The organism is Luteimonas sp. Soil_N_1 (assembly GCF_057656255.1).
This window is the reverse complement of the sequence record NZ_JBDGKS010000002.1, coordinates 134,414-159,325: the sequence shown is the minus strand read 5'-3', so window position 1 is coordinate 159,325 and position 24,912 is coordinate 134,414. Positions and strand designations below refer to the sequence as shown.

The following is a 24,912-nucleotide window of genomic DNA, read 5'->3' as shown; positions in this document are numbered from 1 at the left end:
GGCGGATCGGATCGCCCGGACGATCGCGGCTGCCGGGTGCAGCTATCTGGAGGCAGGGATTCAACCCGCCTCCGCGCCCTTCGAGGTCGCATCGCGATCGCAGCAGCGACGGTGATTGCAGCGGCCTCCGTGCGCGTCTGCAGGCAGCCCGCGGGACCTCCGATGCCGCCGGACGCGCCTCAGGCGGCGTCGAGCGCCGCGCTGGTCGGGCGCGTGGCCTTGCGCAGCATGCGCGCGATGCTGGCCGCGGCGTCGCGGCCTTCCTGCACCGCGGTGACCACGAGATCGGCGCCGCGCACCGCATCGCCGCCGGCGAACAGCTTCGGGTGCGCCGTCTGGTACGGCAGGCGACGTTCGCCGCCCACGCCGATGCGGCCGTTGCCCTTGGCTTCGACGCCGTGCGTGGTGAGCCACTCGGGCACCACCGGCGAGAAGCCGAACGCGATGATCACGACGTCGGCGTCGAGCAGAGATTCGGTGCCGTCGATCGGCACCGCGGCGCGGCGGCCGTTCGCATCCGGCTCGCCGAGCTTCGTCTCGACCACGCGCACGCCGGCGACATCGCCGGCGTCGTTGGCGTCGACGCCCAGCGGCTGGCGGTTGAACAGGAAACGCACGCCTTCCTCGCGCGCGTTGCCGACTTCGCGCGCCGAGCCGGGCATGTTGGCTTCATCGCGCCGATACGCGCAGGTCACGCTGGCCGCGCCGAGGCGCACCGCGGAACGCACGCAGTCCATGCCGGTGTCGCCGCCGCCGAGGACGACGACGCGCTTGCCTTCGAGCTTCGGCAACGTCAGCGAGGTTTCCCAGCCGGCGACCGGGCGGCCCCAGGTATCGCCACCGGTGACGATGCGGCCGTTGTGCACGAGGAAGGGAAGGGCCGGCAGCACGCCCGGCAGATCCTGGCCCTGCAGACCACCATCGGTGTAGCGGTAGGCGCCGGTGCCGACGAACACCGCATCGAATTCTTCGAGCAGGGTGTCGATCGCGATGTCCTTGCCGATCTCGACGCCGAGCCGGAACTCCACGCCCATGCCTTCGAGCACGGTGCGGCGCGTCGCGATCACCGACTTGTCGAGCTTGAAACTCGGGATGCCGAACTGCAGTAGACCGCCGATCTGTTCATAGCGGTCATAGACGACCGCGGCGATGCCGGCACGCGCCAGACGGTCCGCGCACGACAGGCCCGCAGGCCCGGCGCCGATCACCGCCACGCGCTGGCCGGTTGCGACGACCTTCGACAGATCCGGCCGCCAGCCCTGTGCGAACGCGGTGTCGACGATGTACTTCTCGACCGCGCCGATGGTCACCGCGCCGAAGCCGTCGTCAAGCGTGCACGCGCCCTCGCACAGACGATCCTGCGGACACACGCGGCCGCACATCTCGGGCAGCGGATTGGTCTCGTGGCACAGCGCCGCGGCTTCGAGCACGCGGCCTTCCTGCACCAGCTTCAGCCAGTTCGGAATGTAGTTGTGCACCGGGCACTTGGATTCGCAGTAGGGATTGCCGCAGTCGAGACAGCGATCGGCCTGATGGGCCGCCTCGCGGTCTTCGAAGCTGCCGTAGAGCTCGTTCCAGTCGCCATCGGTGCGCAGGGTGAGCGGCACCTTGTCGGGCATCTCGCGTGGTTCGTTCAAGAACCGGAACACATCGCGCTTCATCAGGCGGCTCTCCTCAGATCTTCGGCCAGCGCTTCGAGGCTCGCGGCCTTCGGCTTGACCAGCCAGAACTTGCCGACGAAATCGCGGAACTCGTCGAGGATGCGTCCGCTCCACGCGCTGCCGGTCAGACGCGCGTGGGTCTCGATCAGATCGCGCAGGTGCGAGCGGTAATTGTCGAAGGCCTCGGGCGTGACGCGCAGGATGTCGATCAGTTCGTGGTTGTAGCGGTCGACGAAATCGCGATCGAGATCGAGCACGTAAGCGATGCCGCCGGTGAAGCCGGCACCGAAATTCAGGCCGATGCGGCCGAGCACCGCGACCGCGCCGCCGGTCATGTATTCGCAGCAGTGATCGCCGGCGCCTTCTATGACCGCGACCGCGCCGGAGTTGCGCACGCCGAAGCGTTCGCCCGCGCGACCCGCGGCATAGACTTCGCCGCCGGTCGCGCCGTACAGGCAGGTGTTGCCGAGGATCGGCGTATTGCGCGATTCGAACACGCTGCCCGCAGGCGGGCGCAGCACGATGCGACCGCCAGCCATGCCCTTGCCGACGTAGTCGTTCGCTTCGCCTTCCAGATCAATGTGCAGGCCGCCGGCGTTGAACGCGCCGAGACTCTGGCCGGCAGTGCCACGCAGGCGCAGCGTGACCGGGCGATCGCTCATCGCGGTATTGCCATGGTGACGCGCGATCAGGCCGGACAGGCGCGTACCGATGCTGCGGTCGGTGTTGCGGATCTCGAAATCGAATTCACCACCGTCGCCGCGTTCGACTGCTTTCGACACGCGCGCATCGAGCGCCGCGGCCAGACCATCGGGCGGCGACTGCAGCGCAGGCGTGCCGCAATACGACAGCGGCTTGTCCGGATCGCGACGCAGCAGCATCGACAGGTCGATGTCGACCGCATCGCGGGTGTGGCGCAGATGCTGTTCGAGCAGATCTGTGCGGCCGACGATCTCGTCGAGCGAGCGCACACCGAGCGCGGCCAGATGTTCGCGCACGTCCTCGGCGACGTTGCGGAAGAACGTTTCCACCCGCTCGGGCAGACCCTTGTAGTGGTTCGCGCGCAGGCGCTCGTCCTGCGTGGCCACGCCGGTCGCGCAGTTGTTGAGATGGCAGATGCGCAGGTACTTGCAGCCCAGCGCGATCATCGGCGCGGTTCCGAAGCCGAAGGTGTCGGCGCCCAGCATCGCGGCCTTGATGACATCGAGACCGGTCTTCAGGCCGCCGTCGGTCTGCAGCAGCACCTGTCCACGCATGTCGTTGAACTGCAGCGCCTGGCGCGCTTCCGACAGGCCGAGCTCCCACGGTGCACCGGCGTAGCGGATCGAACCCAGCGGGCTCGCGCCGGTGCCGCCGTCATGGCCGGAAATCGTGATCAGATCCGCGCCGGCCTTGACCACACCGGCGGCGATCGTGCCGACGCCTGCATGACTGACCAGCTTCACCGAGATCAGCGCATCGGGATTGACCTGGCGCAGGTCGAAGATCAGCTGCGCGAGATCCTCGATCGAATAGATGTCGTGATGCGGCGGCGGCGAGATCAGGCCGATGCCGGGCTTCGCGTAGCGCAGGCGCGCGATCAGCGGATTGACCTTGCTGCCGGGCAGCTGGCCGCCTTCGCCGGGCTTGGCGCCCTGCGCGACCTTGATCTGCAGCACCTCGGCGTTGATCAGGTATTCCGGCGTGACGCCGAAACGGCCCGACGCGATCTGCTTGATCTTGCTGCGGCGATCGGTGCCGTAGCGCTCGGGATCCTCGCCACCTTCGCCGGAATTGCTGCGGCCACCGAGACGGTTCATCGCGATCGCCAGCGCTTCGTGCGCTTCGGGCGACAACGCGCCGAGGCTCATCGCCGCCGAATCGAAGCGGCGCACGATCGACGCGACCGGTTCCACGCCGTCGATCGAGATCGGCGTCGCCGCCTTCGGGCGCAACAGATCGCGCAGCGCGGCAGGCGGGCGCGTGTCGACGAAATCCGAATAGCGCTTCCAGTCTTCGCGATCGCCGGTCAGCACCGCGCGCTGCAGCGAGGTCACCACGTCCGGATTGAACTGGTGGTATTCGCCGCCGTGGACGTAATGCAGCAGGCCGCCCGGTTCGGGCAGGGCGGCATCGTCCCAGCCCTGTTCGGCGAGATGGCGCGCATCGGCTTCCAGGCGCGCGAAACCGGCGCCGCCGATGCGCGACGGGGTCGCTTCGAAACAGAGGTCGACGACTTCGGGCGCAAGGCCGACGATCTCGAACAGCTGCGCGCCGCGATAGCTGGCGATGCTGCCGATGCCCATCTTGGACATGATCTTCAGCAGGCCCTTGCGGATGCCACGGCGGTAGCTGCGGCCGAGCTGCAGATGCTCGTTGCCGACCTTGGTCGCGAGCACGCCACGGCGGCCAAGCGCATGCAGGGTCTGGAACGCGAGATACGGATAGACCGCCGTCGCGCCGAAGCCGATCAGGCAGGCGAAGTGATGCGGGTCGCGCGCGGTGCCGGTTTCGATGACCAGATTGACGTCGCAGCGCAGGCCCGCGCGCACCAGATGCAGATGGATCGCACCGGTCGCGAGCAGCGCGTGCACGGGCACGGTGCCGCGCTTGGGATAGCGGTCGCTGAGCAGCAGGATCTCGACGCCCGCACGCGTCGCGGCCTCGGCCTCGGCGCACAGACGATGCAGCGCGCCTTCGAGCGTTTCGGTATCGGCGTCGAAGTACAGATCCAGCAGCAGGTTCGATTCGGCGAACCGCGGCAGCGCCAGCAGCTGACGCAGTTTGCGCTGCGACAGCACCGGCGAGTTCAGCAGCACGTGGTGCACGTTCTCGGCGCGGTCGAGAAAGATGTTGCCCTCGCGGCCGATCTGCGTGGACAGCGTCATGACCGCGCCTTCGCGCAGCGGATCGATCGGCGGATTGGTGACCTGCGCGAACGCCTGGCGGAAACAGTCGTAGAGCGGACGCACGCGCTGGCTGATCGCGGCCATCGGCACGTCGTCGCCCATCGAACCGATGCCTTCCTGCTCGGTCTCGGCCAGTGGCCGCAGCACCGATTCCTGTTCCTCGCGCGTGAGCTGGAACAGCTTCTGGAACGCAAGCAGGGTGTCGGGCGCGAACGGTTCGGCGGCGAGCGCGGGATCGATCAGTTCGGTGTGCAGATAGCTCATCCCGCGCTTGAGCCACTGCTTGTACGGCGCGCGCGCGCGATTGACCTCGTCGATCGCGTCGTTGTCGAGCAGCGTGCCGGTGGTCAGATCGATCGCGATCATCTCGCCCGGGCCGAGCTTGCCCTTGGCCTTGACGCGCCCGGGCGCGACGTCCCAGACGCCGGCTTCGGAGGCGATGACGAAGATGCCGTCCTGCGACAGCGTCCAGCGCGCGGGGCGCAGGCCGTTGCGGTCCAGCGTGCACGCGGCATGGCGGCCGTCGCACATCACCACGCCCGCCGGGCCGTCCCACGGCTCGGAATTGATCGCGTAGTACTCGTAGAACGCGGCGAGATCGGCGTCCTTGTATTCCAGCGACTGCGTGGCCGGCGGCATCAGGATGCGCATCGCCTGCAGCAGGTCCATGCCGCCGAGCAGCATCCACTCGAGCATGTTGTCGAGCGCCTGCGAATCGGAGCCGTGCATGGTCACGGTTTCTTCGAACTCGCCGATGTCGAGTTGCGGCGACGCCCACACGCCACGGCGCGCCTGCGCCCAGCGCCGGTTGCCCTCGATGCTGTTGATCTCGCCGTTGTGCGCCAGGCGCCGGAACGGATGCGCCAGCGGCCAGCGCGGCAGCGTGTTGGTCGAGAAACGCTGATGGAACACGACGGTCTTCGCTGCGAGATCTTCGCGCGCGAGATCCGGGAACAGCTGGGTCAGATGGCTCGGCAGCACCATGCCCTTGTAGCCGAGCAGGCCGGGCGTCAGACCGACGACGTAGAAATGCTCATGCGCACGCAATGCCTGTTCGGCGCGGCGGCGGGCGAGATAGAGAACGCGTTCGAAGGCCTGCGCGTCGTCACCGTCGGCAGTCACGAACACCTGTTCGATGCGCGGCTTCGAATTGCGGGCGAGTGCCCCCAGCGCTGCATCGTCGAGCGGCACTTCGCGCCAGCCGGCGACGCGCACGTCGGCATCGCCCAGCAGCTGCGTGAGCGTCTCGCGGCACTGCGCAGCGGCATCGGGCTCGTGCGGCAGGAACACCATGCCGGCGGCGCGGCGCGCGCCGGTGAATTCGAATCCGGCTTCGGCCGCCAGCGTGTCGACGAAGGCATCGGCGGCATACAGCAATACACCGCAACCGTCGCCCGAGAGGCCGTCTGCGGCGATGCCGCCACGATGGGCCATGCGGGACAGCGCCTGCAGCGCACCGTCCACGATTTCGCGCGAGGCGTTGCCGCCGATCGTCGAAATCAGGCCGAAACCGCAGGCATCGCGTTCGTCAGCGGGGTCGTAAAGACCCCGACCCGGGAGTTCCCGCATCGTCGTCATCGCAGTCCGTGGAGAGGTGCATGGCCCGGCGCGGGGATCGGAGCGCCAAGGTCCTTGCATCGCGACAACGCATCCACACCGGGTCACGACTAGATCACAGTTTGTGCAGTGCGGCAACCCGGTACGCCACGCGATTTCAGTTGCGAATGCAACCGCAATCCAACGGGTGCGAACGCACGCGAATGACGCGGATTCAGGGTGTTGCCAACGCTGCGCCAGTCGCAGACCGGATGACGTCCGACCGCACGCCAGCGCGGCGTCTGTAACCGGTCACCGGTCAGGCCCGGAGCACATCACCGGTCATCGCATCGCGGATCGTCGACGGCGCGCTGCGCCCCCCCGTCGCACCCACGAGGACGCCATCGATGCGTGCGAGCAGACGGGCGTCGAGCGCGTCGGGATCCGCGACTGCCGGCTCACCGGTCAGGTTGGCGCTGGTCGAGACCAGGGCGCCACCGAAGGCTGCGCACAGCGCCACGACGTCGGCATGTGCGGTGACGCGTACCGCGACGCTGTCATGTGCGCCGGTGATCCAGGCGGGAACGTCGGTGCGGGCGGGCACCACCCAGGTATTCGGCCCGGGCCAGCTGTCGGTCATGCGCTGACGCGCGGCGTCGGACAGCTGCGTCCAGTCGACGAACGGGTCGAGTTGCGCAAGCGCGCCTGCGATGACGATCACGCCCTTGTCGACCGGGCGCTGTTTGATATCGAGCAACCGGGTGACCGCGTCACGATCGAAAGGATCGCAGCCCAGGCCCCACACGCCTTCGGTGGGGTAGGCGACCACGCCGCCGCGCGCGAGCAGCGCGGCGGCGGCGGGGATGTCGAGCACGGGCGCGATCATGCGCGGTGCGTCAGAACGGCGCGTCGTCCGTGACCGGTTTGTCGCTGCCGGCCTTGATCACGCGCTTCTTGCCCGGCGCGACCTTGGACGCGGTCAGCAGCGACTTCGCCGGCTCGACCGCAGGCGCGACCGGCTTGGTGGTCTTCTTGGTCGCCTTTTTCGCAGTCTTCTTTGCGGCCTTCTTCGCAGGTGCCTTCTTGGTCGCGGCCTTCTTCGCGGCAGGTTCCTTCTTCGCCGCGACTTTCTTCGCGGCGACCTTCTTGGCCGGCGCCTTCTTGCCGAAGCCCTTGCGCACCGGCTTGCCGGTCTCTTCGAGCAATTTGGTCACTTCGTCGAACGTCAGCGACGCCGGCTCGCGATCCTTGGGGATCTTGCCGTTGAGCTTGCCGTCACTGATGTAGGGGCCGAAGCGGCCGTTGAGCACCTGGATGTCGCTGTCCGGGAACTCCTTGATGATCCGGTTGCGCGCGATCTCTTCCTTCTCTTCGATCAGGAACACCGCACGCGCGAGATCGATCTTGTACGGATCGTCTTCCTTCTTCAGGGACGCATAGGTGCTGCCGCGCTTGGCGAACGGCCCGAACCGGCCGATGCCGACGCTGACGTCCTCGTCCTTGTCTGTGCCCAGCGCGCGCGGCATCAGGAACAGCTCCAGCGCGTCCTCGAGCGAGATCGTGTGCATGGACTGGCCCGGACGCAACGATGCGAACTTGGGCTTGTCCTCGGCGTCCTCTGCGGTGCTGCCGATCGCCGCGTAGGGTCCGAAGCGGCCCAGGCGCACGCTCACCGGCTTGCCGGTCTTGGGATCGGTGCCCAGCTCGCGCGCGCCGGTCGCTTCGTTGCGATCGACGGATTCCGACTTGTCGTCGACGAGTTCCTTGAACGGACCCCAGAACTTCTCCATCAGCGGAATCCAGTCCTCCTCGCCGCGGCTCACCGCGTCGAGCTCGTCCTCGAGCTTTGCCGTGAAGTCGTAATCGACGTAGCGGGTGAAGTGGCTCGAGAGGAACTTCGACACCGCGCGGCCGACGTCGCTGGGGCGGAAGCTGCGGCCTTCCATTTCGACGTACTTGCGGAACTGCAGCGTCTGGATGATCGAGGCGTAGGTCGACGGGCGCCCGATGCCGTACTCCTCGAGTGCCTTGACCAGCGCCGCTTCGGTGAAGCGGGGCGGCGGCTGGGTGAAGTGCTGTTCGGCGATGATGCGGTCCAGCGGCACACGGTCGCCGGGCTTCATCGCCGGCAGCTTGCGGCCTTCGTCCTCGTCTTCCTTGCCCTTGGTGTCCTTGCCTTCTTCGTACACGGCGAGAAAGCCGGCGACGACGACGGTGGTGCCGCTGGCGCGGAAGCTGTGCTCGCTGCCCGCGGCCAGATCCACCGACACGGTGTTGAGTGTGGCCGGGATCATCTGCGAGGCGACGGCGCGCTTCCAGATCAGCTCGTACAGGCGACGCTCGTCGTCGGTCAGGAAGCGGGCGACCTGTGCCGGCGTGTGGAGCGCGGAGGTCGGCCGCACGGCCTCATGCGCTTCCTGCGCGTTCTTGGATTTGGTCTGGTAGGTATTCGGCTGGTCGGGCAGCGAGCTGGTGCCGTAATCGCGGGCGATCACGTCACGGATTTCACTGACCGCGTCCTGCGACAGGCTGACCGAGTCGGTACGCATGTAGGTGATCAGGCCGACGGTGCCTTCGTCGCCGAGCGCGATGCCCTCGTAGAGCTTCTGCGCGACCTGCATGGTCTTGCGCGTGGTGAAGCCGAGCTTGCGCGCGCCCTCCTGCTGCAGCGTCGAGGTGGTGAAGGGTGCGGCCGGACGACGCTTGCGCTCCTTCGCGCCCACGTCGGTGACGTGCAGTGCGCCCTGGGCCGCGGCCTGGATGCGCGCACGCGCCGATTCGGCGGTGTCGCCGTCGGTGACGGTGAACTGTTCGAACTTCTGGCCGTCGAGCTTGGTCAGGCGCGCGGTGAACGGCTGCACCTGGTGCGCGCACGCGGCGTCGATCGACCAGTACTCGCGCGCGTTGAAGGCTTCGATCTCTTCCTCGCGTTCGACGATCATGCGCAGCGCCGGCGACTGCACGCGGCCGGCCGACAGGCCGCGCTGCACCTTGCGCCACAGCACCGGCGACAGATTGAAGCCGACGAGATAGTCCAGCGCGCGGCGCGCCTGCTGGGCATCGACCAGATCACCGGCGATCGCACGCGGCTTGAGCATCGCTTCCTTGATCGCGCGGGGCGTGATCTCGGTGAACACCACGCGCTGCAGGGTCTTGTTCTCGAGCAGGCCGCGCTCTTTCAGGATTTCCGCGATGTGCCAGCTGATCGCCTCGCCCTCGCGGTCCGGGTCGGTCGCCAGATAGATGTCGTCGGCGCTCTTGGCAGCCTTGGCGATCGCCTCGACGTGCTTCTCGTTCTTCTCGATCAGGTCGTAGCGCATCGCGAAGTTCTGCGACGGGTCCACGGCGCCCTCTTTGGGAATCAGGTCGCGCACATGGCCGTAGGAGGCGAGGACGTGGAAATCCTTGCCCAGATATTTGTTGATCGTCTTCGCCTTGGCGGGCGATTCGACGATGAGAAGGTGCTTGGCCATGGCGGCGGGGTCCGGGGCACGCCGGGGGGGCGGCCCAACAAAAAAGGTGAAGATGACGACGCCCGGGGACGGGCCCCGGGCGTCGGTTGCTTTTATAGTGGAATCACGGGCAGGGGGGTGTGTCAAGCCGCCCCGGCGGCTGCCGGTCAGGAAAGCACTGCGATTCCGATCGCGACGACGATCGCCAGAGCGACCAGTCCGGCCAGGATGCCGCCGATTGCGAGCACTACCACGGTCACCGTACCCAGCTCGTGGCGCTGCAGTTCGGGACGGTCGGTGAACGCCCAGCGGTCGACCACCAGCGTGTCGCAGATCATGTCATGCAGGGTCTGCTTGCGCTCGGTGAACGCGGCCATCAGGAAGCCGATGCCCAGGATCAGGCCGCTGAGGATCGTCGCGAAGTAGCGCCCGATGCTGCGCGGCAGCGAGATGCGCGCGCCGTCGGTCCGGACCACCTTGATGCCGATCGCCATCTTGCCGGGGGTCGCCATCGACTGGGATGCGTGGAACCAGGCGTAGTAGGCAGCGGTGATGAGCAGCGATGCGAGGTTGGCGACGACCTGGATCACCGCCAGCATGGTGCTGCCCGCCGCGCCGCTGACATGCCAGAGTCCACCGATGACGCCGCCGATCACACCGCCGACGATCATGCCGGCGATGCCGACGATGACGCTGTCGATGAGATAGGCCGCCACCCGCTTCCAGAAGCCTGCCAGCACCACTTCGCCGCCGTGCACGACGGTGTCGGGACGCGCGACATTGGCCGCCGGCGGGGCGTAGGGCGAACTGCCGGCGCGATTGTCGGGCGGGATGACGCCGCCCGGTGGCGTGGCCGCGCCCTCGGTGAGCGGGCGCCAGCCATCATCCGGCGTGACCACCGTCCCGGCGTCCGTCTCGGGCGGCGTCACCGGCTCGAGGGCCCAGGCATCGGAGGCGCTGGCCGCAGGCGCTACCGGTGCGGCAGGCGCCGTCGGTGCGGCCGTGGCACCCAGTTCGTGGGCCAGTTCGCGCAGGGGCATCCAGTCGGACAGGCCGTCGCGCCACACCAGGGTGGCGTCATCGACGCGACCGTCCTCGCGCAGCTGCAGCAGGTCTGCCGGTGTGACGGGGCCCTGGCGGGCATGGCTGGTGTCGGCGTAGTACCACTGGATCATCGGGCGTCCTTTTCAACGCAACGTGGGTCGGGGTGAGGCTGGCGGTTGCGGGCCGGGATCAGGTCCGGCACGAGGGCGGCAGGAAGCGTGGCGCGACGGATCCCGAGCAGGTCCACGTGCCCGAGGACGGATCGAGGGCCCAGACGAGCTTTCGACCGTCGATCTGGTCGTGATCGAAGCCCTGCAGGGTGACATCGAAGCGGCAATGACCCGGCGCGGCATCCGTGTTCACCTGCACACCTGCCACGTGGCGATGGGCGCGCAGATCGGACAAGGCGGTGTGCAGCGTGGCAGCCGTCTGCGTGCCGGTCTCGGCTTCCGGCGGTACGTCACAGTCGTGACCGTCCGCGACCGCCTCGTACATCGCCAGGCGCGTCAGCGTGGTCGAGATGGACACCTCGCTGACGCCGGCGCGCAGGCGGTAATCGTTGTAGGCCGGCAGCGCGATCGCAGCGAGGATCGCGACCGTCGGCACCAGCACGACCGCCAGCACGGTCACCACGATCCAGATCCAGTGCATGCCGCGGCGCGGCGCCGGCTGCGGCACGTGGGGCAGCGGCGGTGGCATCGGCGGCAGGCCCAGCGACGTCGCGACCGATGCCAGTGGCACCCAGTCGGGCATGCCCTCACGCCAGACGGGCGTGGTCGCACCGATACGGCCCGCCTGGAACAGGCGCAGCAGATCGTCGGCATGCATCGGACCATTGCGTCCGCCGCCGGTGGTCGCATGGAACCAGGTTTCAGACATCGGTGATCCTGTCGGGCCGGTGATCCGGCCGCTCCCCGCGGGCATCCTACCGTGCGGTCGCCGCCGGCCCAAGGCGCCAGATACACGACAGGCGCCCGGTGGGCGCCTGTCGTGAAGCAGCGTCGAAGCGGGACCCGCCGGCGTCAATGCACCGGGTCGGGCTCGTCGACGAACATCTGCGTTTCCATCCAGGCATAGGCGGCTTCGCTGCCGGGCTGGTTGAACAGCACCATCAGCACGACCCACTTCAGGTCGTCGAGGTCCAGCTCGTCCTGGTCCAGCGCCATCGCCCGGTCGAGCACCAGTTCACGCTGGTCGGCGTCGAGGACACCGTGCTGCTCGAGGAACAACAGGAAACCCCGGCAGTCGACGTCGAGACGGTCGAGTTCCGGGCCGTAATACACGCGGGTCGGGCCATTGGCGCGGACCACCGACACAGCCGGACGCTGGTCGGCCAGGGCGTCGAGCCAATCGAAGGCTTTGCTGACTTCGGCGGGACTGAAACCGGCCTGGAGCAGGCCGCTCTGGAGGGAGTCGCGATCGCGGACGAGGTCCGCATCCTCGGTGAAATAGTGCTCGAACAGGTACAGCAGGACATCCAGGATGCTTTCTTTCATTTCCCCTCGGCCTGCGCCCTTGGGCGCGTCGTTTCAGGACTTTCGGGAATACCGACCGTGCAGCAGGGCCACACGTCCATCCAGCTCCATGGACAGCAGCATGGCCGACGCCCGGGCGACCGTCAATCCGGTGCGCGCGACCAGTGCATCCATACCGGTTGGGTCGTGCCCGAGGGCCTGCCACAACCGGTTGTAGTCCGGGTCGACGCTGCCGGGATCGGGCGGAGCACCCGCGCCAGCCGTGTTCAGTATCGTGTCGGGGCTCTGGATGGGGGCGTGCAGGCGGCCACGCAAGGCGTCGGCCAGTTCGCCGGCGATCGCCGACAGGGCCCCGGTCACCTCGTCGGGTGTTTCGACCAGGGTGGCGCCATCCCGCAGCAGCCGGTGGCAGCCGCGCGCCATCGGGTTGTGGATCGAGCCGGGGACCGCGAACACCTCGCGACCGGCGTCGGCCGCCAGGCGCGCGGTGATCAGCGCGCCCGAACGCTGCGCCGCTTCGACCACCAGGGTGCCCAGCGCGAGTCCGGCGACGATGCGGTTGCGGCTCGGGAACTGCTCGCGGCGCGGCGGCGTCCCGGGCGGGTACTCGCTGACCAGCGTGCCGGCGCGCGCGATCCGGGCGTGCAGTCCGGCATTCGAGCGTGGGTAGGGCACGTCGATGCCGCTGCCGAGCACGGCGATCGTGGGGCCGTCCACGTCCAGTGCGGCCAGATGCGCTGCCGCATCGATACCGCTGGCCAGTCCGCTGATCACGGTGAAGCCGGCTGCAGCGAACCGGCGCGAAAAGGCCGTGGCGATATCGCGGCCGCCGGCGGTCGGCGCCCGGCTGCCCACCACCGCAATGCCGGCGCGCCACAGAAGGCAGACATCACCCTCGACGAACAGCGCCAGAGGTGGGGCGGGCATCCGGCGCAGCAGGGCGGGGTAATCGGGATGCTGCCAGCCGATCACCTGGCGGGCCGGTGCCGCTGCGCACCACGCCTGCCAGCGCGCCACCGCTGCTTCCGGACCTGACAGGGCAGCGCGTTGCGCGGCATCGAGTCCGGCGTTGCGCCAGTCGGCGGCACCGCCCGCCAAAGCAGCCGCCGGGCCCGAAGGATGTTCGAGCAGCCGGCGGCGCGGCGCGGCAGCGCCACCGGCGTGGATCAGGCGCAGCAGCGCGTGCTGGTCGGCATCGTCGTCCATGTCCGCAGCCTAGGCCGCACATGGAAACGGTACCCGAAGGTGCCGTCGTCTGAAACCGTCGGGAAAGCCCGCGTGGGCGGGCGGCCCTTACTGTTCGGCGTCCGGATGCTTGACCGTGTAGCCGACGCGGGTGGGCTTCTCGCCTTCCATGACCAGCGCGTAGCTGACGAAGTCGAAGGTCAGGAACACCATCGCGTGCGCGGCATATTCGTCGGGCAGGCGGTCGCGTCGCGTGCCTGCATTCGGCGACTCGGTGATGCGCGAGGTGTTGGGGTGGTTCACGCGATCCACCACATGGGAACCGCTGTTCCAGACCGAGAACACGGTGCCGTTGTCCACGCCGTTCTGGTGTCCGGCCGAGATCGCGATCACGTCACGCGGGCCACCGGTGGTCAGCATGTCGGCCACGGCGATCACGCGCGCGTCGGCGGACAGCGCATCGGCGCTGGGCGGGTGCGGGAAGAACTGCAGGTCGTAGGGCTGCGGATTGACCGGGACGATGCGGTCGCCCGCACGCGCTTCGTAACCGTCGTTGTCCAGCGCCAGCGTGGTCGCCTCGCTCTGTGCGCTCGGCCCGTTCACGACCGTGCCCACGCCCATCTGCACCATCTCGTACCCGAGGAACGCGTCCTGCTGGCGCGAGCGCGGCTGGGTCTGCGACCAGAGGTGGGACTCGCCGGGGATCCGGCGGCCGCGGAAGTCGAGGTCGCGGTTGCGGCGTGCGCCGTAGAACTCGGTCGCCGCACGCAGCACGGCGTAACGCTCGCCGGGACGCGCGTCCGGCAGTCCCTTGACGTAGACGTTGCGGTCGGTGCTGCCCCGCATGCGGCCGTCTTCAAGGGCCAGCACGTGCGGCAGGTCGTGGAAGTCGAACACGACGCGGCGGTTCTTCAGGAACGGCTCGACATCCGAAAGCGGGATCGCATTGATCGGCGAGGCGTCGACCGGGCGCGGACCTGGTCGTGTGGTCATCGTCACGCGGTCCAGATAGGCCAGGCTGATGACATCGCCGGGATAGATCAGGTGGGGGTTGGCGATCTGCGGATTGGCCTGCCAGATCTCCGGCCACAGCCACGGCTTGTCGAGGAACCGGCCGGCGATGCCCCAGAGGGTGTCGCCGCGGACCACGACATAGGTCTCGGGATGATCGCCGCGCATCTGCTGGGCAGCTGCGAACGTGGTGACAGTCAGCAACGCGACGGCGCAGCCCGTGCGGAACGACCTTGAAAGGCGTTGAAGCTTGCCGGCCATCTACCTGCTCCCCTTGGATTTTTCCCCTTGCAGCGGCGCAATATAGCCTGAAAGGTCCGCGCAGACGCAAGTGTGCGGCACGTTACAATGGTCGTTTCGTCCCCGCGGCTGTGACCGCTTTAACGCTTCGACGCCATGGCCCTGCTCGAGATCCTCGAATACCCCCATTCCCGCCTGCGCAAGCTGGCCGAGCCGGTCGCGGCCGACCGCTTCGCCGACCCTGCGTTCCAGAGTCTGCTCGACGACATGTTCCAGACCATGTACGAAGCCCCCGGCATCGGTCTGGCAGCCACGCAGATCGACACGCACGAGCGCTTCATGGTCATCGACGTGACCGAAGGCCGTGACCAGCCGCTGGTGTTCGTGAATCCGGAAATCCGTGATCGGTCGGCAGACCTGCGCGTCCATACCGAGGGTTGCCTGTCGATCCCCGGCGTGTTCGCCGATGTGACCCGCGCGGACGGCATCACGGTCACCGCGCTCGACCGCCACGGCAAGCCGTTCGAGCTGAGCGTCGACGGCCTGCTGGCAACGTGCGTGCTGCACGAGATCGACCATCTCGACGGCAAGCTGTTCATCGACTACCTCTCGCCGCTCAAGCGCGACCGCGCGCTCAAGAAGCTCGAAAAGCTGCGCAAGGGCGAGCGCGACTGAGCCGTCCGGCGCACGCGGCGCCGATGGATCCGACCCGCGCGCGCCGCATCATCGCGCGCCGTCGCCGCGCCACGCGGCCCGCCCACGCGGGACGCCTTCCAGGACACAACGCCTCATGAAAATCGTCTTTGCCGGCACCCCCGATTTCGCCGTGCCGTCTCTGTTCGCGGCCGATGCGCGCGATGAAGTGGTCGCCGTCTACACCCAGCCCGATCGCCCCGCCGGGCGCGGCCGCACGCTGACCGCCTCGCCGGTCAAGCAGATGGCGCTCGAGCGCGGTCTGACCGTGCACCAGCCCGAGCGCCTGAAGGGCGCGGACGTGCTCGACACGCTGCGCGCGCTGGAGCCGGACCTGATGATCGTCGTCGCCTACGGCCTGCTGCTGCCGCAGGCGGTGCTCGACATCCCGAAGTACGGCTGCTGGAACGTGCACGCCTCGCTGCTGCCGCGCTGGCGCGGCGCCGCGCCGATCCAGCGCGCTATCCAGGCTGGCGACACCGAGACCGGCGTGTGCCTGATGCAGATGGAGAAAGGCCTCGATACCGGCCCCGTCCTGCTGCGCCAGAGCACACCGATCACGCCCGAAGACACCGGCGGCAGCCTGCACGACCGGCTCGCCGACCTCGGCGCGCAGGTGCTGGCCGATGGCCTGGGCTTGCTGCGCGCGGGGATGCGTCTGGGGCCGACCCGGCAGCCGGAGGCCGGCGTGACTTATGCCCACAAGCTCGACAAGGCCGAGGCGCGTCTGGACTGGTCGCGCCCGGCGCGTGCGCTGGCCGATACCGTGCGTGCCTTCAGTCCCTGGCCGGTGGCGGAAGCGGATGTCGCCGGCGAGCGCCTGCGCATCCACGGTGCGCAGCTTGCACCGCTGGTCCACGGCCGGGCACCGGGCAGCGTGCTGGCCGCCGGTCGCGAGGGCATCGTCATCGCCTGCGGCGAAGGTGCGCTGCGTCTGCAGCGCGTGCAGCGCGCAGGCGGCCGTGTGATCGACGTGGCCGACTACCTCAATGCGCGCAGTGATCTGCGCAGCGCGGGCGTCTGACATGGACAACGGCGCACAGGCCCGGGCGGCGGCAGCACGCGTCATCGATGCGGTGCTGCAGCACGGGCGCTCGCTGAAGGGCGAGCTGGCGACGGCGCTGGCCGGCATCGACGATGTGCGCGATCGCGCGCTGGTCGAGGCGATGGCCTTCGCCGCCGTCCGTCACCAGGGGCGTTACGCCGCCGCGTTGTCGAACTGGATGCCGCGGCCCCTGGGGCAGCGCGACGCGCTGCTGCGCGCGGTGCTGTATGCCGGCTTCGCCCAGCTCGACCCGATGGAACTCCCGGCGCATGCCGCGCTCAATGCCACCGTCGACGCGGCGCGGCTGCTGGGGCGCGCGCACCAGGCCGGCCTCGTCAACGCATTGCTGCGGCGTGCACAGAAGGAAGGCCTGCCGACCGCGGGCGCCGATGCCGCGTGGCCGGCGTGGCTGTTGCAGGAAGTGCGCACCGACTGGCCGCTGGATATCGAGGGGATCCTCACTGCAAGCGCCGCCGCAGCCCCGCAATGGCTGCGGGTCAATACGCGCCGCGGTACGCGCGATGCCTATTACACGCGCCTGGTCCAGGCGGGCCTGCCGGCCGATGTGCCGGACGGCATGCCGGATGCGCTGCGGCTCGCGACGCCGGTGCCGGTCGATGCATTGCCGGGCTTTGCCGATGGCGATGTGTCGATCCAGGACGGCGCCGCGCAGCGCGTGCCCGATGCGCTGATGCCGGCCGCCGGTGCACGCCTGCTCGACGCCTGCGCCGCACCCGGCGGCAAGAGTGCACATCTGCTCGAACGCGATCCTGCACTGCAGCTGCTGGCGATCGACATCGCCGCGCCGCGTGTCGCGCGGATCGATCAGACCTTCCGGCGGCTGGGCATCGGCGCGCAGGCAGGCGTGCGCGCTGCCGATGCGCTCGATCACGCGCGCTGGTGGGACGGCACACCGTTCGATGCGGTGCTGCTGGACGCGCCGTGTTCGGCGACCGGCATCGTGCGCCGCCAGCCCGACGTGCTGCTGCACCGGCGCCCCGCCGATCTCGAAGCGCTCGCCGCGCTGCAGGCGCAACTGCTCGATGCACTGGCCACCGTCGTCGCGCCGGGCGGCACGCTGCTGTACGCGACCTGCTCGATTCTGCGGCGCGAGAATGCCGCGCAGGTCGAGGCCTTCCTCGCGCGCCACCCGGACTTCGCGCTCGAACCGCTCGATGCGCGCTTCGGCCGGGACACCGGCGCCGGCCACCAGCGTCTGCCGGGCGAGTCGGGCATGGACGGCTTCTTCTACGCGCGGCTCAAGCGCCTGCGCTGAGCACGTCCGCCCACGGAGCGCGCGCTTAGAATCACCGGCATGCAGACACCCGCCGCCAGCTTGATCATCAGCACCTACAACAACACCGACTGGCTGCAGCGGTGTCTGTGGGGCTATGCGCAGCAGGACCGGCAGGATTTCGAACTGATCGTTGCCGACGATGGTTCCGGTCCGGCGACGCGGGAAATGCTCGCGGCGATCACGCCGGAACTGCCGTATCCGCTACGGCACGTCTGGCACGAGGACGCCGGGTTCCGGAAATGCACGATCCTCAATCGCGGCATCGAGGATGCGCGGTCCGATTATCTGGTCTTCTCCGATGGCGACTGCGTGCCGCGCGCGGACTTCGTCAGCCAGCATCTGCGCCTGCGCGAGGCGGGGCGCTATCTCGGCGGTGGCTACTGCAAGCTGCCGATGGACCTGAGCCTCAAGATCGACCACGACGTCATCGTGCGCGGCCTGCACACCGATCTCGACTGGCTCAAGGCCAATGGTCTGCCGCGCAAGAAGCGTTCGCTGAAACTCTGGGCGCGCCCCGGCTGGCGCGAGCGCGTGCTCAATGCAACGACGCCGACGAAACCGCGATGGGCCGGCAACAATGCGTCGGGCTGGAAAGCGGACCTCGTGCGCGTCAACGGTTTCGACGAGCGCATGACCTACGGCGGCGAGGATCTCGAACTCGGCGAGCGGCTCGCGAATGCCGGCGTGACCGGGAAGCAGATCCGCTTCTCCGCAGTGTGCATCCACCTCGACCACGCGCGTGGTTACGTGAAGCCGGAAATGAAGGCGGCCAACCAGGCGATCCGCGATGCGGTCGCGGCCGGGCGGCTGACGTGGACCGAATTCGGTCTGGTGCACGGACCGAAGCGCCAGGCGATTCGCGATTGAGGATTGGCTGAAGCGCGGCGTCAGGACAGCTCGCGCAACCGCCGGTACTTCTCCAGCACGTAATCGGCCTGCGCCTTGTGGAAGCGCCAGCCCGGCGCGCCGTCGAGGAACGCGCTGCGCAGCAGGTACTGCTTGAGCAGATAGGCGGCCGCATGCAGCGGGCCATCGAGCCCGTTGGCGCGCTTGCCCGCATCGCGACGCTGCTGCGCCCAGAGCGCGGCGTACTTGGACAGCTTGGCGACGTGCTCGGCATGGCTGCGCGAGGTGTCGTGTTCGAAATCCGCGTCGAGCTTCGCGACCGTCTTGCCTGCGAGATCCGGGCGTTCGTGCACCTGCGAGGGCAGGTAGCGCCAGCCCGCGCGGACCAGCCGCTCCATCGGCTCGCCGCCGCGCAGGCGATGGCCGAGGAACCAGTTGCGACGGGTCAGCAGCCAGGCGTCGGCGGTCTCGACACGCCCGTCCGCGAACAGCGCGCGGATCTCTGTATCAGTGCCAGGCGACAGCCATTCGTCGGCGTCGAGCAGCAGCAGCCAGTCATGTACGGCCAGCGTATTGGCGAAGGTCTTCTGCGCCGCGTAGCCCAGCCAGTCCTGTTGCACGACACGTGCGCCGTGCGCGGTGGCGACCGCGACGGTGTCGTCGGTCGAACCGGAATCGACCACGATCAGCTCGGCGCACAGCGCGCGCATCGAATCGAGGCAGCGGCCGATGCGGTCGCCCTCGTTCTTCGTGATGACGACGCCGGAAATAGGAAGCGCTTGGGACATGGGCGCGATGATATCGGAGGCGCAGGGGCGTCGCTGATCGCCATGACGTAACGCATCGTGCATCCTGCGCGGCAAGAACTTCCTGCGCGACGATCGGCCAATGGCACACATCCGCATCATTTCCCGAGACAACGGCGTCGGGCTGACCCGCGACATGGCGCTGGTCGCCGGGTTGTTCACTGACGCCGGACACGATGTGGACGTCATCGCCTACGGCGGCAACCGGATGCTCGACCGGTGCATGGAGTTCGGGCAGCGGCTGCGGCATGCAACGGGCAAACGGGTGGACGTGCAGATCTTCCTCGAGCGCGTATACCCCCGGTTTTTGCCACTCGCCCGCTGCAATCTGCTGATACCGAACCCGGAGTGGTTCCAGGACGGGTGGCGCCGGTTCCTGCCCCGCTTCGACGCGGTGCTCTGCAAGACCCGGCATGGCGCGGGCATCTTCTCGTCGCTGGGCTGCGACGTGCGTGAGATCGGGTTCACCAGCGACGACATCTACGACCCGACGGTCGAGCGGGTACCCGAGTTCTTCCATCTCGCCGGGCGCAGCAGCGCCAAAGGCACCGAGGCGGTACTCGACGCGTGGGCCAAGCATCCCGAATGGCCGCGGCTCACGGTCGTCCAGAACCCGAAGACGGCGACCCGCCGGGTCGAGCGCCCGAATGTCGCGCACAGGCTGGAGTACATCGATGCCGGCACGCTGCGTCGACTGCAGAACCGCAGCCTCTTCCATCTGTGTCCATCGGAGATGGAAGGCTTCGGCCACTACCTCAACGAAGCACTGTCAGCTGGTGCCATCGTGCTGGCGACGGACGGCGCACCGATGCACGAACTGGTGACGCCGGAGTGCGGCGTGCTGCTGACGCCTGCCGCCCGTCGCAGTGAAGGGCTGGTGGAGCGCTTCATCGTCGACGTCGCCGGTATCGAGGCGGGCGTGGAACAGGCGCTCGCACTCGACGCGGCGGCGGTCGCACGCATGTCCGATGCCGCGCGGGCGCGTTTCGTCGATGGCGACAGGCGTTTCCGGAGCAGACTGGTGCCCGAGTGCCTGGCGATCGCCGCTGCCTGAGGGCCGTTGGGGGCCGGCCCTCGGACGACCACGGGTATCAGCGACCGCGGCGACGCCCTTCGACCGGGCGCAGAGAGGAAATGCGGTCGTTCAAGCCGCCGCGCTCGAAGTTGCGGACGTCGCGCGACAGGGTTTCGCAGCGGCCGTTGTAATCCTCGTGCTCGCAGACCTCCCAGGTGCCCCGCAACTGGACGGAGCTGATCATGTCGTTCATGCCCACGCTCTTGAGGTTGCGGATCCCGCGATCGAACGACTGCGAACGGCCGCGGAAGTCCGCATGTTCGTAGACCGTGATCGAACCGCTGTTGCGGTCGCCACGGCCCCCGCGATCCCGTTCGCGGTCGTAGCGGCCATCACGGTCATATCGACCGTCGCGGTCGTGACTGGAATTCCGGCGGTCGTGGTCCTGGGGCGCGGCGTGCACGACGCCTCCCATCGACAGCGCGAATGCGGCAAGGGTCAATGCAGGCAGCAGGCGGATGGACATGCGGATTCCAGTGATGGGACAGACAGGCCTCAAGTTATCCAGCGGCAGCTGAAGAGTGGCTGGCCGGATTCCGGGTCCGGATCACCAGCGCAGCGGTCGCCGCGCGATCGCACGCGCCAGCGTCGCATGGATGCGCTCGGCATCGTCGAGCGACAGGAAACGCAGGCGCAGGGGCGTAGTCAGCGCATTGGCGCCGGCGGTGTCGAGCCAGACCGAGGCCATGCCGAAGTGGCGGTCCAGCGGCGACTGTCGCAATTCGACGGCCTGCAGCTTGCCCAGCTCGGCAAACCGCCAGGTGCGCGTCCACCAGCCTTCGCGCACCGCCACGACCGCTTCGTCGACCACGTAGCCGGCGCGTGCGGCGTGGCGGCGCGCGACGAACATCGACCACGGCAGCCACAGCAGGCCCAGCGCGCCCCACCACTGGAAGAACCAGGCCAGCACGGCGCACAGACCGACGGTCGCGAACAGATCGCCAAGCATCAACCGCTGCCAGGCGCGCGGGTGCAGGGACTGCCAGTCCACCGGCGGCCATGACGGCAGCAGGGCGATGTCGCGCACGATCGCATCGCAGGTGTCCGGTGGTGCGATCGGCGCCAGGGCATCGAGCCCGCGCTGCGCGTCCGCATTGCCCTGGCCGTCGCCGCCGCGCGCGCTGGCGGTGTCGATCTCCAGCGTGCGCCGTGCGAAGAGACGGTGCAGCACGCCTTCCTGCTGTGTCCATGCCTGGATGCGTCGCCGCGGCACGCTGCTGCGGGAGCGGTTGAGCAGGCCGCGTTCCACGGTCAGGCGGCGGCCCTGACGCTGCAGCCGGAAGCCGTGGTAGCGCATCAGTGCCAGCAGGACCGAGAACGCGCGGATCAGCAGCAGCGCCACCGCGAGCACGCCCATCAGCGCGAGGCCCTTGGCCATCCAGGTCGTCGCGAAGCCGCTGGCATAGCCGAACGCCTCGCGGCCGTACTCGAACAGCCACCGACCCATGGTGCGTTCGGGCAGGATCTGGAACGAAACTGCCACTGCGCCGGCGACGACGATCAGGCCACGGTTGGAAATCAGCCCCAGCTTGACCACTTCCCAGGTCGACATCGCCAGCAGCGTGGTGCCTGCCGGCGTGGCGACGGTGGTGCCGTCGGGCGCGTCCTGCGTGGCATCGGCGTGGCTGCGATCGCGGATCAGCTGTTCGAGCGCGAGCGCTTCGGGCATGCGCAGCACGCGCATCTGCGCTTCGGGTTTGGTACCGCCGGCCGACTCCAGCCGCACCTCGGCCACGCCCATCAGCCGATGCAGCAGGGTCTGGTGGATCGCGACGTTGTGGATGCGCGAGTACGGGATCTGCCGGACGCTGCGCTCGAACAGGCCGCTGCGCACGATCAGGCGGTCGTCGTCGATGCGGTAACGGAAGGTCAGGTACTGCCACACCGACACCACGACCAGCACGCCCACGCCGATCATCGGCAGCCACCACGGCCAGCCGTCGTCGCGGCGTCCGCCGGCGAACAGCAGCACCGCCAGCGGCACGATGAACTGCCGCAGGTTCTGCAGCAGCACGAACAGCCACGAGCCGGGATGCAGGCGACGCTCGTGGTCCTCGGGCAGCAGCGCCTCGGGCGCGGCCGGCTCAGGCGTCGTCATGGTCGTCGTCGCGTGCGGCGCGTGCGGCCAGCGTGTCGCGCAGGCGTTCGGCCTCTTCGAAGTCGAGACCGGACAGCGACAGCGCGCTGTTGCGGGTGCCGGCGGTGTGCACGATCAGCGTCGCCAGTCCGAACGCGCGTTCCAGCGGACCGCGGCGCACGTCGAGATGCTGCACGCGGTTGCCAGGCACGCGCGTGTCGCTGCGCCACAGGTGTCCCCGGCGCACGCCGAAGCCGTCGTCATCGAGCCGCCAGCGTGTGCGCAGCCAGCGCCGGCGCGCGATCCACACCGCCCATGCCGGAATCACCAGCAGCAGCGCGCCCGCGATCGCGAACGACAGCGGTTGGCGGTTGGCGGCGATCAGACCGACACCCAATGCGATCGCCAGCGGGACCAGCGTGCCGGCAAGGGCGGTGATCGTCGCCAGCGTGCGCGCACGGGCCGGCAGTGGCTGCCAGACGTCGGTCTCGACCTGCGGTGCGGGCGACGCCGGCACCGCGGGCAGCGGCGGCGGAAGGGAGGCTTCGGTGTCGCTGGCAGTCATCGGCGCGTGCTCATCGGCGGCGTTCGAGGTCGAGATAGGGGTTGTCGTCATGGGAGCCCGACGGCCGCGCCTTGTAGCGCTTGTAGGTCCACTGGTACTGCGCCGGATCGCGCCGCGCGATGTGTTCGACGCCGGCGTTGAGCGCCGTGGTCGCGCGCACCAGATCGGCATCGGCGATCGCGGGATGCGCAGGTTCGATGCGCAACGCGAAATCCGGACCGTTGCCGATGCGCTCGCAGTATGCGAACAACACGGTCGCACCGGTGCGCTCGGCCAGGCGCGAGGCCAGCGTCATCGTCAGTGCGGGCATGCCGAAGAACGGGGCGAACTCGCCGTCGCCGGCCTTGGGCTGCTGGTCGGGCAGGATGCCGACCACGCCGCCGTCCTTGAGCGTCTTCCACAGCTGGCGCACGGCCGGGCCTTCGGCGCGCACCTGGCGCACGCGATCGGCTGCGCCGGCGCGCACGCGGCGCAGGAACGCTTCACCGACCGCCGAGTCCGGCGCGCGGTAGAGGATCGAGATCGGCGTACGCGCGGCCAGCCACTGGTTGAGCAGTTCCCAGTTGCCGTAATGCGGTGCGCAGACGATCAGGCCGCGGCCATCGGCCAGTGCCGCGTCGAACAGGCCCACGCCGTGCTGCTCGCGCAGCATCTGCAGGTTGCGCGCATGCGGCCGCGTCCACAGGCGCAGCGTTTCCAGTGTCTGCAGCACCGTAGTGCGCAACACCGCCCTGTGCAGCGCATCGCGTTCGTCGCCGGTCAGTTCGGGATAGGCGAGTTCGAGGTTGCGCAGCGCGACCCGGCTCTCGCGGCTGCCGGCGGCGCGCCCGAGCGCGGCCACCATCCCGGCGATGCCACGTTGCACCGGTGCCGGCAGCATCCCGGCCAGCGTGGCCAGCAGATAGAGGAGTCGTGCGGTGAGGTCCGGCATGTCTCGAAGTCTAGGCGGTGTCGCGCGGGTGGGGATAGGTCGAAAGCCGCTGGCGGATCGCTGCGACCCCTGTCTCCACGGTCATCGGGTCACGCGGCGGACGGCAGCGTCCAGGCTGCGTCTGTGGACGTCCACAACGGAAAACGCCGCCCGAAGGCGGCGTTCCGTGAAGCACGTCCGGCACTCAGTCGCGATCGGTGTCGATCGCGGTGCGCTCGGTCGCGAACGGGTTCAGGCGGCGGATGCGCCACGGCTCGTCAGGCCACTTGCCGGTGAGGGCGGCATGGTCGGGCTCGTTCTGCTCCAGCACGCGGCGGGCATCGGCGGCCAGCGTCTCGTTGCCCAGCTCCGTGTAGCTGATCGCCAGCAGGGCGACCGCATCGTTCTGGTACTCGCTCTGCGGATAGGTCTCCAGCAGATAGGTCGCGCGCTGGGCGGCCGCCACGTAGGCACCGCGGCGCAGGTAGTACAGGCCGCTTTCGATCTCGTGGCGCGCGAACGTGTTGCGCAGCGCGACCATGCGCTGGCGCGCGTCGGCGGCATAGCGGCTGTTCGGGTAGCGGTCGGTGACGGTGTTGAAGTCCGCGTACGCCTGGTTCGGCGAGGCGAGATCGCGACGGCTGCTGTCCAGACTCCACACGCGCTGCAGGAACACCGTGTCGCGGTTGGAGTTCACCAGGCCGCGCAGGTAGTACATGTAGGGGATGTTGCGGTGCGTGGGATAGGTGCGGATGAAGCGGTCGATGCCCGAGATCGCTTCCTCGTTGTTGCCCATCTTGTAGTTGGCGTAGGCGGTCTCGACCAGCGCCTGTTCGGTGTAGGGGCCGTACGGGTACTGGGCGACCAGGCGACGGAACGACGTGGCGCCGTTGCTCCAGTTGCCCTTGCGCATCGACTCGTGGCCCTTCTGGTAGAGCTCGGCGACGGGGACGCCCTCGTTCTCGTCGTCCCTGGTGTTGCGGGAGCAGCCCGCGGCGACCATGACGACCAGCAGCAGAAGCATCGAAGTGCGGGCCAGGGCGCGGAACGGCGAGGCGGGAGGTGAGGTCATGAGGGCGATTGGGCGTATGGGCACGAACCGCGGA

20 protein-coding genes are annotated in these 24,912 nt (G+C 68.7%); 5 read left to right on the top strand and 15 right to left on the bottom strand.

Annotated features, from left to right (window positions below):
- Window positions 1-179: 179 nt before the first annotated feature.
- From AC3A4E_RS14490 to AC3A4E_RS14450, 9 genes are all read right to left on the bottom strand, one after another.
- On the bottom strand, window positions 180-1,661 hold the full coding sequence (locus AC3A4E_RS14490) for an FAD-dependent oxidoreductase (protein WP_487632200.1): 1,482 nt from the start codon (window positions 1,659-1,661) through the stop codon (window positions 180-182).
- A complete protein-coding gene (gltB, locus tag AC3A4E_RS14485) occupies window positions 1,661-6,118 on the bottom strand; it encodes a glutamate synthase large subunit (protein ID WP_487632199.1) in 4,458 nt (1,485 codons plus the stop codon). Before gltB ends, AC3A4E_RS14490 begins: the two co-directional genes overlap by 1 nt.
- 286 nt (window positions 6,119-6,404) lie before the next feature.
- Window positions 6,405-6,971, bottom strand: coding sequence for an L-threonylcarbamoyladenylate synthase type 1 TsaC (tsaC, locus tag AC3A4E_RS14480; protein ID WP_487632198.1), 567 nt, complete (start codon window positions 6,969-6,971; stop codon window positions 6,405-6,407).
- Window positions 6,972-6,981: 10 nt separating this feature from the next.
- The gene (locus AC3A4E_RS14475) at window positions 6,982-9,558 is read right to left on the bottom strand and encodes a DNA topoisomerase I (protein ID WP_487632197.1); all 2,577 of its coding nucleotides are present in this window, start codon (window positions 9,556-9,558) and stop codon (window positions 6,982-6,984) included.
- A 146-nt stretch (window positions 9,559-9,704) separates the two neighbouring features.
- Window positions 9,705-10,712, bottom strand: coding sequence for an RDD family protein (locus AC3A4E_RS14470; protein ID WP_487632196.1), 1,008 nt, complete (start codon window positions 10,710-10,712; stop codon window positions 9,705-9,707).
- 58 nt (window positions 10,713-10,770) lie between these two features.
- Complete coding sequence (locus AC3A4E_RS14465; RefSeq protein WP_487632195.1) at window positions 10,771-11,460, bottom strand: GYF domain-containing protein; 690 nt, start codon at window positions 11,458-11,460, stop codon at window positions 10,771-10,773.
- A gap of 143 nt (window positions 11,461-11,603) precedes the next feature.
- Complete coding sequence (locus AC3A4E_RS14460; RefSeq protein ID WP_487632194.1) at window positions 11,604-12,077, bottom strand: DUF494 family protein; 474 nt, start codon at window positions 12,075-12,077, stop codon at window positions 11,604-11,606.
- A 33-nt stretch (window positions 12,078-12,110) separates the two neighbouring features.
- A complete protein-coding gene (gene dprA / locus AC3A4E_RS14455; protein WP_487632193.1) occupies window positions 12,111-13,262 on the bottom strand; it encodes a DNA-processing protein DprA in 1,152 nt (383 codons plus the stop codon).
- Window positions 13,263-13,349: 87 nt separating this feature from the next.
- Window positions 13,350-14,513, bottom strand: a complete 1,164-nt coding sequence (locus tag AC3A4E_RS14450; RefSeq protein WP_487632192.1) for a LysM peptidoglycan-binding domain-containing protein — start codon at window positions 14,511-14,513, stop codon at window positions 13,350-13,352.
- 135 nt (window positions 14,514-14,648) lie between these two features.
- Here AC3A4E_RS14450 and def point away from each other — a divergent pair, with 135 nt between their 5' ends.
- From def to AC3A4E_RS14430, 4 genes are all read left to right on the top strand, one after another.
- Window positions 14,649-15,167, top strand: coding sequence for a peptide deformylase (def, locus tag AC3A4E_RS14445; RefSeq protein WP_487632191.1), 519 nt, complete (start codon window positions 14,649-14,651; stop codon window positions 15,165-15,167).
- Window positions 15,168-15,282: 115 nt separating this feature from the next.
- Window positions 15,283-16,209 carry a methionyl-tRNA formyltransferase gene (gene fmt / locus AC3A4E_RS14440; RefSeq protein WP_487632190.1) on the top strand — a complete coding sequence of 309 codons (927 nt, stop codon included), beginning with the start codon at window positions 15,283-15,285 and terminating at the stop codon, window positions 16,207-16,209.
- A gap of 1 nt (window position 16,210) precedes the next feature.
- Window positions 16,211-17,506, top strand: coding sequence for a 16S rRNA (cytosine(967)-C(5))-methyltransferase RsmB (rsmB, locus tag AC3A4E_RS14435; protein ID WP_487632189.1), 1,296 nt, complete (start codon window positions 16,211-16,213; stop codon window positions 17,504-17,506).
- A gap of 39 nt (window positions 17,507-17,545) precedes the next feature.
- Window positions 17,546-18,394 (top strand): glycosyltransferase family 2 protein, encoded by an 849-nt coding sequence (locus AC3A4E_RS14430; protein ID WP_487632188.1) that lies wholly within the window; start codon window positions 17,546-17,548, stop codon window positions 18,392-18,394.
- A 20-nt stretch (window positions 18,395-18,414) separates the two neighbouring features.
- Here the strand turns inward: AC3A4E_RS14430 and AC3A4E_RS14425 are convergent, their stop codons facing one another.
- Window positions 18,415-19,161 carry a glycosyltransferase family 2 protein gene (locus tag AC3A4E_RS14425; RefSeq protein WP_487632187.1) on the bottom strand — a complete coding sequence of 249 codons (747 nt, stop codon included), beginning with the start codon at window positions 19,159-19,161 and terminating at the stop codon, window positions 18,415-18,417.
- A 100-nt stretch (window positions 19,162-19,261) separates the two neighbouring features.
- On the opposite strand from AC3A4E_RS14425, the gene AC3A4E_RS14420 reads away from it, so the two are divergent.
- Window positions 19,262-20,233, top strand: coding sequence for a glycosyltransferase (locus tag AC3A4E_RS14420; RefSeq protein WP_487632186.1), 972 nt, complete (start codon window positions 19,262-19,264; stop codon window positions 20,231-20,233).
- 37 nt (window positions 20,234-20,270) lie between these two features.
- On the opposite strand, the gene AC3A4E_RS14415 is transcribed toward AC3A4E_RS14420, so the two are convergent.
- The 5 genes from AC3A4E_RS14415 to AC3A4E_RS14395 form a co-directional block, all read right to left on the bottom strand.
- Window positions 20,271-20,720, bottom strand: coding sequence for a beta/gamma crystallin-related protein (locus AC3A4E_RS14415; protein WP_487632185.1), 450 nt, complete (start codon window positions 20,718-20,720; stop codon window positions 20,271-20,273).
- Between the two features lie 81 nt (window positions 20,721-20,801).
- The gene (locus AC3A4E_RS14410) at window positions 20,802-22,352 is read right to left on the bottom strand and encodes a PH domain-containing protein (protein WP_487632184.1); all 1,551 of its coding nucleotides are present in this window, start codon (window positions 22,350-22,352) and stop codon (window positions 20,802-20,804) included.
- Window positions 22,339-22,857 carry a PH domain-containing protein gene (locus AC3A4E_RS14405; protein WP_487632425.1) on the bottom strand — a complete coding sequence of 173 codons (519 nt, stop codon included), beginning with the start codon at window positions 22,855-22,857 and terminating at the stop codon, window positions 22,339-22,341. The genes AC3A4E_RS14410 and AC3A4E_RS14405 overlap by 14 nt, the downstream gene beginning before the upstream one ends.
- 49 nt (window positions 22,858-22,906) lie before the next feature.
- Window positions 22,907-23,827, bottom strand: a complete 921-nt coding sequence (locus AC3A4E_RS14400) for a lauroyl acyltransferase (RefSeq protein ID WP_487632183.1) — start codon at window positions 23,825-23,827, stop codon at window positions 22,907-22,909.
- Window positions 23,828-24,011: 184 nt separating this feature from the next.
- Window positions 24,012-24,878, bottom strand: coding sequence for an outer membrane protein assembly factor BamD (locus AC3A4E_RS14395; RefSeq protein WP_487632182.1), 867 nt, complete (start codon window positions 24,876-24,878; stop codon window positions 24,012-24,014).
- Between the last annotated feature and the right edge of the window lie 34 nt (window positions 24,879-24,912).

Bases quoted from the DNA above. Each gene is read 5' to 3' on its own strand.
- AC3A4E_RS14490 (WP_487632200.1), bottom strand. From the start codon at position 1,661: ATGAAGCGCGATGTGTTCCGGTTCTTGAACGAACCACGCGAGATGCCC.
- gltB (WP_487632199.1), bottom strand. From the start codon at position 6,118: ATGCGGGAACTCCCGGGTCGGGGTCTTTACGACCCCGCTGACGAACGC.
- tsaC (WP_487632198.1), bottom strand. From the start codon at position 6,971: ATGATCGCGCCCGTGCTCGACATCCCCGCCGCCGCCGCGCTGCTCGCG.
- AC3A4E_RS14475 (WP_487632197.1), bottom strand. From the start codon at position 9,558: ATGGCCAAGCACCTTCTCATCGTCGAATCGCCCGCCAAGGCGAAGACG.
- AC3A4E_RS14470 (WP_487632196.1), bottom strand. From the start codon at position 10,712: ATGATCCAGTGGTACTACGCCGACACCAGCCATGCCCGCCAGGGCCCC.
- AC3A4E_RS14465 (WP_487632195.1), bottom strand. From the start codon at position 11,460: ATGTCTGAAACCTGGTTCCATGCGACCACCGGCGGCGGACGCAATGGT.
- AC3A4E_RS14460 (WP_487632194.1), bottom strand. From the start codon at position 12,077: ATGAAAGAAAGCATCCTGGATGTCCTGCTGTACCTGTTCGAGCACTAT.
- dprA (WP_487632193.1), bottom strand. From the start codon at position 13,262: ATGGACGACGATGCCGACCAGCACGCGCTGCTGCGCCTGATCCACGCC.
- AC3A4E_RS14450 (WP_487632192.1), bottom strand. From the start codon at position 14,513: ATGGCCGGCAAGCTTCAACGCCTTTCAAGGTCGTTCCGCACGGGCTGC.
- def (WP_487632191.1), top strand. From the start codon at position 14,649: ATGGCCCTGCTCGAGATCCTCGAATACCCCCATTCCCGCCTGCGCAAG.
- fmt (WP_487632190.1), top strand. From the start codon at position 15,283: ATGAAAATCGTCTTTGCCGGCACCCCCGATTTCGCCGTGCCGTCTCTG.
- rsmB (WP_487632189.1), top strand. From the start codon at position 16,211: ATGGACAACGGCGCACAGGCCCGGGCGGCGGCAGCACGCGTCATCGAT.
- AC3A4E_RS14430 (WP_487632188.1), top strand. From the start codon at position 17,546: ATGCAGACACCCGCCGCCAGCTTGATCATCAGCACCTACAACAACACC.
- AC3A4E_RS14425 (WP_487632187.1), bottom strand. From the start codon at position 19,161: ATGTCCCAAGCGCTTCCTATTTCCGGCGTCGTCATCACGAAGAACGAG.
- AC3A4E_RS14420 (WP_487632186.1), top strand. From the start codon at position 19,262: ATGGCACACATCCGCATCATTTCCCGAGACAACGGCGTCGGGCTGACC.
- AC3A4E_RS14415 (WP_487632185.1), bottom strand. From the start codon at position 20,720: ATGTCCATCCGCCTGCTGCCTGCATTGACCCTTGCCGCATTCGCGCTG.
- AC3A4E_RS14410 (WP_487632184.1), bottom strand. From the start codon at position 22,352: ATGACGACGCCTGAGCCGGCCGCGCCCGAGGCGCTGCTGCCCGAGGAC.
- AC3A4E_RS14400 (WP_487632183.1), bottom strand. From the start codon at position 23,827: ATGCCGGACCTCACCGCACGACTCCTCTATCTGCTGGCCACGCTGGCC.
- AC3A4E_RS14395 (WP_487632182.1), bottom strand. From the start codon at position 24,878: ATGACCTCACCTCCCGCCTCGCCGTTCCGCGCCCTGGCCCGCACTTCG.